Below are 10,661 nucleotides of genomic sequence, written 5' to 3'. Positions count from 1 at the left end.
TGGTTCACTTTTCATTACTATGTATTCAAATATCTAGTGAGTCCTTGGTATGTCTATAAAAGTATACCTTTGTAAACGACATACGAAAGAAAAATATATTTCGAATTAATTAGTAAAATAATTGAAATTATGGTAAATGCGAACGTTTCTTTTGTACCAGATGTAATTTGGTATAATTGTATTTAAAGAAAATATTGCTGATAGATAGAGGAAGGAATATAGGGAGTGAAAACAATATTTCAAACCAAAAAATTCTTAATATCAATTCTGACGCTAGCCATAGTAGTAGTCTGTATTTATTTTGTGCTTCAATCCACAACATCACACGCAAGAGATGTAGCAAACCAAGAAAATCCAATTCAGCTTGCAAGCGAACAGCCCAAAGTGGAATTAAGTAAACCAGCTCCTAATCAATTTAATGGTCAAGTAAGAAAAGTTGCATATCTTACATTTGATGATGGACCTGGTAAATATACAGCTGAATTATTGAATATATTAAAGCAATATGATGCAAAAGCTACCTTTTTCTTAACTGGTAAGAATGTAAAAGCATATCCTGATTTAGTAAAACGTGAAAAAAGTGAAGGGCATTACGTTGGTATGCATAGTATGACTCATGATTTTAAAAAATTATACACAAATGGGGACTATGTAAATGAAATGAAGACAAATCAAAGTTTAATAGCAGATATCATTGATGAGAAACCACAATTGACTAGGCCTCCATATGGATCCATTCCTGGACTAAATGAAGCGCTTCGTAATAAAGTGTTTGAAAGTGGTTTGAAAGTATGGGATTGGACAATTGACTCTTTAGATTGGAAATATAATAATCTACCACTAGAGACAGCTTCAGTGAACATTGCTCAAAATGTAATTATTGGTGCGACTAGGCCTAAAGAGGTCATATTATTGCATGATATTCACCCTCAAGCTGTTGCAGCCGTACCAGCCATTATAAAAGGGTTAAAGGAAAAAGGGTATGAATTTGAAGCATATCAAGAAAATGATCACTTCTCTTTAAATTTCTGGCACGACCCACGCATTTAGCTTTTAAAGAAAATTACGCTATATTTTAAAATAACATAAAGCTAAAAGTTATAAAATTTCATCAATGTAGTACTCTAAAAAATTTTAAAAGCCTCTGACTTTATGTATAAAGTTAGAGGCTTTGTAAAATATTAGTCTATAATATTACTCATCATCGCTGTCCCCAAAGAAATCTCCTAGAAATGATTCTTCTTCATTAATTCCAATTTCTTCGGTTGCTTCTTCCACCATCTCGTCTACACCTAATTCATCCATTAGTTCATTTAATAACATACCACCTAATATTCCGACAGCTAAGCCACCAACCATGCCCGCAATTGGACTTCTTCCTGAACCACTATGTTGGGACAGCCCATATTGTTGTTGTGTTTGATAAGAAAATGGTTGTGTATATGCATACGGATTATTCACCATTTCTGTTATATACTCTTTTAAAATATTAGCTATTTCACGTATTTCTTGTAATACATTTTTTTCAATGAAAAATTCACGTTTTGCTTCCATTTCTCCATGTCTAGTTCGGCAATCAACTTCCATCCAAATGTGAATTCCCGAATCTTCATAAGCAAAACGAATCTCTACTTCATCTACGTCATTCACAAACTCTTCTCGTGGGAAAAAGGCAAATTCTTGTCCGTATGTATCTAGCTTACCAGATGTAGATTTCTCCTGAAATCCTAATCGATTAAATGCATAAAAAATGTTTTGTACTTCCTTTGGTGCTTCAACGACAAGACGATCAAAGTCAGTTCGGTCTACACCACCCTCGATGTCTAAGTGCGTATCAAAATAGTAGGAAATTCCACCTCTAGATACAGGTAAATTTCTTGGAATGTCGTAAGAGAATGGAATTACTTTTTGTTCTTTTGGAAGAATCGTATAGGCTCCGTCCAAAGGAATTGTTGCAACCTCACGAGTAACAGAACCTTGTTTTGTCACAACACTCATCATAAATCGGGCCGCAAGACTATTCATTTTTTGTTCGACTTCACCACCTTGAATCAAAACTTCTCCGTGAAGTGTTTCTCCAGCAGAATAAGAGCGGTTTTCAAAACGCAAATCCACTGTAGCGGCACCTTTGCCGAATTTGGCCAAAATCTTTTTAAACATTTTATTTCTCCCTTTTTTCTTATAATATAGTTTTTTATTTTGAGAAAACAAACGGCAACTATTCTGTTACCGCTTGTTTTGTTTCTTTTACTTTTTGAATCTCTATTTGTTTAATGTGGTGTGTATCTTTAGAAATAACTTTAAATTCATATCCTTCAGCTTCTACAAACTCTCCTTCTTGGATATGATAATTCTGCATCATGACCCAACCACCAATGGTGTCAACATCTTTATCATCTAAATGTAAATCTAGTAAGTCATTCAGTTCATTTATCAGCACTTTCCCATCTACAACTTTGTGAGTTTCACTGATATGTTGAATTGGAGCACGCTCGTCTTCATCATATTCATCTCGTATTTCTCCGACGATTTCTTCAAGGATATCCTCAATCGTAACAATACCTGCCGTACCACCATACTCATCATATAATACCGCTAATGGAATACGTTTCTTCTGCATTTCTAACAATAAATCATGGATTGGAATTGTCTCAATTACTTGAATAACTGGACGTGTATAAGAACGAATTGTATCAAATGGCTCTGTGCTCTTATTGATATATCGGATAAAGAAGTCTTTTACATTGACCATACCAATAATCTCGTCTTTATCCTCTCCAAATACAGGGTAGCGCGTATATTTTTCACTTCGAATCGTTTTAATGTGTTCTTCTAAAGAATCATCTTCATGCAAACCAATGATTTCTGTACGAGGAACCATGATTTCTTTTGCAAGACGATTATCAAATTCAAAAATGTTATTCACGTACTTATACTCTGCTTGATTAATTTCTCCACGTTCATAACTTTCTGAAAGAATAAGACGTAACTCTTCTTCTGAGTGTGCTACTTCATGTTCAGATGCTGGTTTTAAACCAAATAGCCCAGTTAACATTCGTGCAGACCCATTTAACAATCGAATGAACGGGTACATAATTTTGTAAAACCAAATAAGTGGGGTAGAGAGTAATAATGTCACTTTTTCAGCTTTTTGAATTGCGAATGTTTTAGGTGCCAATTCTCCTACTACAACATGCAGATATGTCATTAAAGTAAAGGCAATACCAAGAGATAAAATACCTGCAATAGAAGGATTGATATTCCATTTTTCAAACAAAGGATGCAAGATTCGCTCAATGGTTGGTTCACCTAACCAACCTAATCCCATCGCTGTGACTGTAATTCCTAATTGACAGGCTGACAAATATTCGTCTAGATTTGATGTTACTTTTTTGGCAGCCAAGGCACCCTTTCTACCTTCTAATACAAATTGGTCAATTTTCGAACTTCTAATTTTTACAATCGCAAATTCTACTGCTACGAAAAAACCTGTAAAAGCGATTAAAACCGCTACCATCACCAAATTCAATATTTCCAACTAATACCTTTAGTTCTATCGAAACTAAAGGATCCACCTCCTATAAAAATCATTCTTGTATATTTTTAGTCTTCGTCATTTCCCTGAAAGAAAATCATGACATATTTTAAAAGCTCTAATACTGAGATAAGTGTAGCAGCTACATATGTTAACGCTGCGGCCCCTAATACTTTATTCACACCTTTTTTATCTTGGCTAGAAATCATTCCTTCTGCAAGCATCAAGCGTTTTGCACGAGCACTTGCATTAAATTCTACCGGCAACGTAATTAATTGAAATGCAACTGCTGCCGAGAAGAAAATGATACCAAGTCCAACTAATGAGAAGGCTTGAAATAAAAATCCACCCAGTAATAAAAATGGGGCAATTCCTGACGCAATGTTTGCAACAGGAAACATTTTATGTCGAAGGCTTAAGAATCCATACGATTGATCATGTTGAATTGCATGTCCGACTTCATGCGCAGCAACCGATACAGAGGCAATAGAGTGACCATAGTACACATCTTCTGATAGCCTTACGACCCGAACTGTAGGATCATAATGATCAGAAAGTCTTCCTGGAACAACTTCAACTGGCACGTAATATAATCCATTATTATCTAAAATTTTCCGTGCCACTTCAGCACCACTGAGTCCTGAGGAAGCATCTACTTCAGACCATTTATTAAAGTTTCCTTTTACTTTAAATTGTGTCCATATGGATAAGCCGAATGCAATCAAAATCAAAAAATCCATTGGGTGAAATAGCATCGCTTCATTTCCCCTTTAACTTAAAAATAAAACAAGTGTTTGAATCATTGTCGTTGCTTGACCGGATAACCCCTTCATATAGATTTTCTTTTGCTCTTCTGTCAGACTATCCAGTAGAGGCTTCAAATGCATTAATTCATATTCTAATTGTTGAAGATGTCTCGATACATCACTCACTTGTCCTGCAATTTTATGGTTTGCTACTGTTTGGTTTTGTTGATTATCTAATACTTTTCTAATTTCACTGAGTTGCATATTTAACTGTTTGCATTTTTCAATGAACTTCAATCGATTTACTGCTGATTCATCGTAGTACCGATAATTTGTATTAGAACGTTTCGCTTCTAATAAGCCTAAATTCGTATAATAATCAATGGTTCTTTTCGAAACTTGAGCCAGCTCCGCCACCTCTCCGATTCGATATCGGTTCCCAATGACTTTCGCCCCTTTATGTAAATTAGATAAATAATAGCATACAGAAAAGCGTACAGTCAAACGTTACAGTTTTTATTTTTCAAACAATTTAATGTAGACATATGTAATCATTTTTATTCTGTATAGAAAGGTATTGTATATATATTAGTGGTCAGTTTAGTGTTAAGCGTATGACAGAGCAACTAGTATACTTACATTAAGCAATTAAATTTATCTAATTGTTTTGGGCATGTAAAGGGGATGGAAGATTGAAAACTAGAGAACTTCTTACAGTATCACAAAGAGAATATTTTTATGGGATTCCTGAATCTATGAATAAGCGAGAAATCGTACGCTATTACACAATATCTGATGAAGAATTACAGATAATAAACAAACAACGTGGAGCAGCCAATCGATTAGGTTTTGCGATACAAATTGCTTATTTACGTTTTCCTGGTAGACCATTATCCGCGAGTGAAAAAGTTCCAGATTTTATTGTACATACGATCGCTAAACAATTAAGGATTTTACCTTCAGCTATACAGAACTATGCACGTGGGCGTGATGCAACTCGGCGAGAACATTTGAGTAAAATCAGAAATACATTAGGGTTTCGGACGTTTACTTTAAAAGAATATCGAGAGCTAGCACGTTGGCTTCTTCCTATGGCAATGAAAACAGATCAAGGACATCTTTTAGTAGAAGCATTGATTACAGAAATGAGAAAAAGAAAAATCATCCTACCAGCCATATATGCCATTGAACATTTAGCATGGGCTATACGTGAACGAGCACATAGACGGATCTTCAAACAATTAACAAGAAATCTTACTTCTTCTCAATGTAAGCAATTAGACAAATTATTAAGTGTAGGAAAAGGATACAAATTTTCGTATTTATCATGGCTTCGACAGCCTTCAGGTGTTGTTTCTGTTAAAAGTTTTCACAAGATTATGGATCGAATAGAGTTTATCCAAAAATTAAATTTACCTTTAGATAACGGCAGAGAAGTGCATCAGAATCGATTGCTACAGATGGCACGTGAAGGATCACGTTATTCCAATCAACATTTATCCAGGTTTCATGAGCTCAAACGACATGCAACTCTTATGGCCTTTCTCATTCATATATATGCTTTTTTAACAGATCAAGGAATAGAGATGCTTGAGAAACTAATGGGTAGAATGTTTAATCGTGGAGAAAAGAAACATAAGGAACATTTTCAAAAGGACGGAAAAGCGATTAATGAAAAGGTTCGCTTATACGCAAAAGTTGGGAAGGCTTTAATTGAAGCAAAAGAGTTAGAACAAGACCCATTTGAATCTTTACAATCTATCATTTCATGGGAGCAATTTGTACAATCAGTGGAACAGGCTGAAGAACTAGCCAGACCAGCAGAATTTGACTATTTAGATCTACTAGATAATCATTATGGACATTTTCGGAAGTTTGCACCTAGATTATTAAGAACGTATGTATTTAAAGCCTCTAAAGCGAGCCATACTTTATTTCAGGCTCTAGAGATGTTGAAAGAAATGAACCAAACAGGAAAAAGAAAAGTCCCCGAAACAGCTCCGATGGATTTTCTTAAATCGAAATGGTTCAAGCATGTGATCAAAGAAAATGGTATTGATCGTCATTACTATGAATTCGGTATCTTTTCAGAATTATGTAATCATCTTCGCTCTGGGGATATGTGGGTTGTAGGAAGTAGACAATACAAGGATTTTGAAGAGTATCTTTTACCCCAAGAAAAATGGAATGAATTAAAGGAGAAAAAACAAGTTCCACTAACAATTCCAACCAATATAGATCAGTATTTACAGGAACGATTTGAGTTAATGGAAGAGCAACTCTCTAAGGTAAATCATTTAATTCAAAATCAATTATTGCCAGATGTTGAAGTCTATGCAGATAAAATACAAATTGCATCTTTAAAGAAAATGATTCCAGATGAGGTCGAAGATCTAACTAGACTTATTTATAGTGTATTACCGCGTATTAAATTAACAGAACTATTGGTAGAAGTAGATAGCTGGACACATTTTAGCAAACATTTTGTTCATCTTCATACCCAAACTGAGCCAAAGGATAAATCCGTATTATTCGCAGCTATTTTGGCTGATGGAATTAATCTTGGGCTCTCAAAAATGGCAGATGCATGTCCAAATATATCTTATACACAATTAGCTTGGATATCCGATTGGTATATAAGGGATGAAAGTTACTCCAAAGCTCTTGGAGCGATTACTGATTTTCAACATAAATACCCGTTCTCTTCTCATTGGGGAGATGGTTCGACTTCCTCTTCTGATGGACAATTCTTTAGAGCAGGTGGCCAGTCTAGTCCGTTGGCACAAGTAAATGCAAAGCATGGTAGGGATCCAGGATTAAGTTTTTATACACATATCTCAGATCAATACGCCCCATTTTATGTACAAGTTATTAGTTCTTCAGAAGAAGCGCCACATATTATTGATGGCCTACTATATCATGAAACAGATTTGAAAATTGAAGAACATTATACGGATGCAGCAGGATTTGTAGATCATGTCTTTGCCATGTGTCATATGTTGGGATTTCGATTTGCTCCTAGAATTAAAACGTTTAGTAAAAATAAAATGTATACTTTTGAAAAGCCTTTAAATCAACTGTATCTAGAATTTATGATTGGTGGAACAATTCATACAAAGAAAATAAGAGAAAATTGGGATGACTTATTACGATTAACTAGCTCTGTTCGTAATGGAACAGTCACAGCTTCTCTTATTCTCAAAAAGCTCGCGGCCTATCCAAGGCAGAATAGCTTATCTGTAACTTTGCGTGAGATAGGAAGGATTGAAAGAACTTTATATACATTAGAATGGTTGCAGAGTCCTGAGCTTAGAAGACGTGTACAGATTGGTTTAAATAAAGGTGAAGCAAAACATGCACTTGCTCGAGCTGTATTTTTTAATCGATTAGGGGAAATTCGTGATCGTTCTTATGAGGATCAATTACATAGAGCGAGTGGTTTGCAACTTCTTATTTCAGCAATTGTATTATGGAATACGGTATATATCTCACGTGCGGTTGATGCTTTACGTGCAAAAGGAGTAGACATTCCAGAAGAATATTTACAACATATATCTCCACTCGGCTGGGAACATATTACTTTGACAGGTGATTATGTGTGGAACCTAAATCAAAAAACGAATTTTAATAATTTAAGGCCATTACGAGACAAAAAACCTATAAAAAAGCAGTAAATTGATAAACCGGTTCCTTAACGTACAGGGGACCGGTTAAATTGTGTCCAAATTGTGTCTAAACGTACAATTTTCTTTTTTTGATATGGTGACCCCTATAATACATATTATAACAAGTCAGTTCCAAAAGGTGTCTATTTTTTAGAAACGTTTCAAAATTGGATTTTTGAGGTTTTGGAACTGATATTTCATGAAATTTTAACAGTGCCAAAAGGTGTATCTTTTGGAACTTAAAACGAATTAGTAATAAATTTCTCAATATAGATATTACTACTATTTTTAGTTATAATATTCAAAATTAGCAATTAATGTAATATAATGAAAAGGTGATGGTTATCACCCTATTTTTTCTCCTTATGCTAAAGATAAGACCGAGGTTCCTGGTCTTATCTTTTTTTATTTGCATACTTTGAATGGGTAGGTGGCATAACTGTAAAATTTGATATACTAAAAGAAAAATTAGGATGATAGGGTTATGCCAACAACAGAATTCCAAGATACAGTACAACATTTTGCTTCTTTTTTATTAAATAAAGGGAGAAAGCCATCTACAATTAAACGATATGTTTATGATATTGAAAACTTTGGTCATTGGTTGCAAAAATCTAAAAAACTCCCCCTACATAATATATGGACGACGCTTGGTACAGATGATTATGAAGCGTATTTCTATGATTTAAAACAGCAACGACAGTACTCTGATAAAACAATGCATCGTGTCTATATTGTCTTAAATAGACTGTATCAGTATTTACAACTGCCAAATCCGTTAGAAGAGATGCAATTGAGTATTCAACCAAATCGCGCGTTACGTGATGAGGACTTTATCTCGAAAGAGGAAGAAAAAAGGTTACAGTATATTTTAACCTCATTGGACGGATTAACCGAGAGGCAAAGTGCCGTTCGTCCTATACTTCAGGATCGAAACATTTCTATTGTACATTTCCTTCTGAATTATGGACTATCACTACAAGAGCTTGTGGGATTACAAATGAAGCATGTTCATTTTGAGAACAATTCAATCACATTTCCAGGAATGACAGGGATAAAAAGAACGATTGTATTAAGTGAAGATGATAAAAAGCGATTATTTGGCTATTACAAAATCATTCCTGAACCTGTTCGTCCAAAATATCATAGTACTGATTCACTATTTGTGGCATTCGATTATACTCGAAATACATTTCGTTGGGTATATGAAAATGATGCACCAAAAGCTTTAACAGAAATTGCTGTTCAAAAGATGATTCGACTTGAAGTTGCTCGAGCAAATTTACGTAAAGGTATTTCAGCGCAACACTTACGGAACACTTTCATCTTAAGACTTATTGAGCATCATGTTTCAGAGGAAGAAATTATAAAAGAAGTAGGCTTTAAGTCTAAACTTTCGTTAAAAAGATACTATGATTACATCAATCAAAAGTAACGGAGGAAGACAAAGTGGAAAGAAATGAGAAACAGGAATTACAGTACATAAGAGTGTACACATTGAGGGATAAAAGTACAAAATCCATTAAAATTGAGTCTTGGCGAAACTTTAAAGATGAAATGAAGATGTTGGGTATAACGGAGTCAGATATTTTTCAAATTCAGTTAATCGAAAAGAAATAATAGAAAGATAAAGGGGTATGTTGCAATGAATAAAGGAGACGCTATTCTACGGTTACTTATGGAAATGAAACTGGAACTAAAAGAAGTAAAAGAACAAGTGGAACAAATGCATACATCGTTAAAAAATATAGAAAAGCAAAATCAAAAGAGAGAAAGTCATTCGAATGTTTCTAAGAAAAAACATGATTGGAAATATCCCTCTAAAATGAAATGAAATTAATAACAGTCATAATACAAATTAAAGAGTACAGTATTAGTGTGTACATTAATTTTTCAATCCTGTAAAAATTAAGTGAAGGTTTTTCGTTTGCTTTGAAGAATACCTAACCAAATATGAAAATAGTAATTAGACCGATTACACTTTTATAATGTTTTTTACGAACTAAGACTCAAATATATAACAAAGCAATCACGAGAAAGGAGATTGAAATGAAAAAAAGAAAAGGGTTAATTCTCCCTCTTGTATTAGCTATTTTATTTGGTGCATGTCAACAGAGCGATTTAGAAGAATCCAAAAGTGAAGATTCAAAAGTAATGGACACGGTAATGGACACGGTAGATAAAAAGGACTTTCTTAGTGCCACCGTGGACGACAAAACAAAAATAGTAGAACTTGAAATAGCTGATACAGTAAATGCAAGTGAATTAAAAAAGAATATTAACACTCAGTTAAAGAGCCAATATATTAGACCCTATACTATAAATGTTAGTCAAAGAGATATGGACATTGTAAAAATAGAGAACAGATGGGACAATATTTCCAGTTATATTGTGGAAGAATTGTTCCATAAAAAAGGATACAAAGGTTTTTCAATACGGGCTTATATAGAATTGAACCAATCTATCCCGTTTGCTATATATACTCCTATAAATAGTACTGATTCAGGGGCTAAAGAGTTTGGAAAGAAGATTGAGAAAGAAATCGATAATTTACTTAAAACACCGCAAGCACAAAAATGGATTGAAAATGATTTATATACTATTGAAGTTTATAGTCAAGATAATCAAAAAATCAACTAACAAATCTATGAACAGGATATAGGAAACTTAGTATTAATAGGTTAGTATTTGACAAAAAAGACTGGATAAACAATG

The 10,661-nt window shown here is 34.0% G+C and carries 10 protein-coding genes; 6 read left to right on the top strand and 4 right to left on the bottom strand.

Going from position 1 to position 10,661, the window contains the following annotated elements; all coding sequences use genetic code 11:
• The first annotated feature begins 225 nt into the window (after positions 1–225).
• The gene (locus LOK41_RS26305) at positions 226–1,050 is read left to right on the top strand and encodes a peptidoglycan-N-acetylglucosamine deacetylase (RefSeq protein WP_241818943.1); all 825 of its coding nucleotides are present in this window, start codon (positions 226–228) and stop codon (positions 1,048–1,050) included.
• 144 nt (positions 1,051–1,194) lie between these two features.
• On the opposite strand, the gene LOK41_RS26300 is transcribed toward LOK41_RS26305, so the two are convergent.
• The 4 genes from LOK41_RS26300 to LOK41_RS26285 form a co-directional block, all read right to left on the bottom strand.
• Positions 1,195–2,160, bottom strand: a complete 966-nt coding sequence (locus tag LOK41_RS26300) for a sporulation protein (RefSeq protein ID WP_241818942.1) — start codon at positions 2,158–2,160, stop codon at positions 1,195–1,197.
• Positions 2,161–2,218: 58 nt separating this feature from the next.
• A complete protein-coding gene (locus LOK41_RS26295; RefSeq protein WP_241818941.1) occupies positions 2,219–3,538 on the bottom strand; it encodes a hemolysin family protein in 1,320 nt (439 codons plus the stop codon).
• 65 nt (positions 3,539–3,603) lie between these two features.
• Positions 3,604–4,290: a zinc metallopeptidase gene (locus LOK41_RS26290; protein WP_241818940.1), complete on the bottom strand. Its 687-nt coding sequence runs from the start codon at positions 4,288–4,290 to the stop codon at positions 3,604–3,606.
• A gap of 15 nt (positions 4,291–4,305) precedes the next feature.
• A complete protein-coding gene (locus LOK41_RS26285; RefSeq protein WP_241818944.1) occupies positions 4,306–4,725 on the bottom strand; it encodes a MerR family transcriptional regulator in 420 nt (139 codons plus the stop codon).
• A gap of 248 nt (positions 4,726–4,973) precedes the next feature.
• On the opposite strand from LOK41_RS26285, the gene LOK41_RS26280 reads away from it, so the two are divergent.
• From LOK41_RS26280 to LOK41_RS26260, 5 genes are all read left to right on the top strand, one after another.
• Entirely contained in the window at positions 4,974–7,955 is a 2,982-nt protein-coding gene (locus LOK41_RS26280; RefSeq protein WP_241818939.1) for a Tn3 family transposase, read from the top strand.
• A 475-nt stretch (positions 7,956–8,430) separates the two neighbouring features.
• Positions 8,431–9,381 carry a tyrosine-type recombinase/integrase gene (locus LOK41_RS26275; RefSeq protein WP_241818938.1) on the top strand — a complete coding sequence of 317 codons (951 nt, stop codon included), beginning with the start codon at positions 8,431–8,433 and terminating at the stop codon, positions 9,379–9,381.
• A 14-nt stretch (positions 9,382–9,395) separates the two neighbouring features.
• Complete coding sequence (locus LOK41_RS26270; RefSeq protein WP_017154554.1) at positions 9,396–9,566, top strand: hypothetical protein; 171 nt, start codon at positions 9,396–9,398, stop codon at positions 9,564–9,566.
• 25 nt (positions 9,567–9,591) lie between these two features.
• The gene (locus LOK41_RS26265) at positions 9,592–9,780 is read left to right on the top strand and encodes a hypothetical protein (RefSeq protein WP_026049392.1); all 189 of its coding nucleotides are present in this window, start codon (positions 9,592–9,594) and stop codon (positions 9,778–9,780) included.
• 215 nt (positions 9,781–9,995) lie between these two features.
• Positions 9,996–10,586 (top strand): DUF4030 domain-containing protein, encoded by a 591-nt coding sequence (locus LOK41_RS26260; protein ID WP_241818937.1) that lies wholly within the window; start codon positions 9,996–9,998, stop codon positions 10,584–10,586.
• The last annotated feature ends 75 nt before the right edge of the window (positions 10,587–10,661 follow it).

It is taken from the genome of Bacillus sp. TL12 (assembly GCF_022625245.1).
Lineage (GTDB): Bacteria > Bacillota > Bacilli > Bacillales > Bacillaceae_G > Bacillus_A.
This window is presented reverse-complemented; position numbering and strand designations above follow the sequence as displayed.

Excerpts from the sequence above, each read along its gene's own strand:
- LOK41_RS26300 (WP_241818942.1), bottom strand. The coding sequence starts at position 2,160 with ATGTTTAAAAAGATTTTGGCCAAATTCGGCAAAGGTGCCGCTACAGTG.
- LOK41_RS26290 (WP_241818940.1), bottom strand. The coding sequence starts at position 4,290 with ATGCTATTTCACCCAATGGATTTTTTGATTTTGATTGCATTCGGCTTA.
- LOK41_RS26275 (WP_241818938.1), top strand. The coding sequence starts at position 8,431 with ATGCCAACAACAGAATTCCAAGATACAGTACAACATTTTGCTTCTTTT.
- LOK41_RS26265 (WP_026049392.1), top strand. The coding sequence starts at position 9,592 with ATGAATAAAGGAGACGCTATTCTACGGTTACTTATGGAAATGAAACTG.
- LOK41_RS26260 (WP_241818937.1), top strand. The coding sequence starts at position 9,996 with ATGAAAAAAAGAAAAGGGTTAATTCTCCCTCTTGTATTAGCTATTTTA.